Source organism: Paraburkholderia sp. SIMBA_030 (assembly GCF_046535245.1).
Taxonomy (GTDB): Bacteria; Pseudomonadota; Gammaproteobacteria; order Burkholderiales; family Burkholderiaceae; genus Paraburkholderia.
Map to the genome: position 1 here is coordinate 1 of NZ_JAWRXB010000916.1, position 259 is coordinate 259.

Consider the following 259-nt stretch of genomic DNA (forward strand, 5'->3'; position numbering starts at 1 on the left):
CCTTTGGCATCGACAGAGTGTCGGCGGCCCGTGTAAAGTTACCCGTCTCCACTACGCGGATGAAGGCGCGCATTGCCGAGAGCTGGTCCATGATGGGATCTCCACAGTTTGCACTGCGATATTATTCGAAATACGGAACAGTGTAATCAGAATGGCGGTTCTTATTCCGTGGCCTGAATAACAATATGTTTTTTACAAGTTTGGCAAGCCGTGGCGTTTCGTCATGTGTTATGCGGCTAACAGGATTACAAGGCCGATG

At 49.8% G+C, this 259-nt stretch carries 1 protein-coding gene; it reads right to left on the reverse strand.

Annotated features, from left to right (window positions below; translation table 11 throughout):
* Positions 1–91, reverse strand: a 91-nt coding sequence (locus SB772_RS42690) for a LysR family transcriptional regulator (protein WP_410838856.1), incomplete at its 3' end; no start/stop codon positions are given.
* Between the last annotated feature and the right edge of the window lie 168 nt (positions 92–259).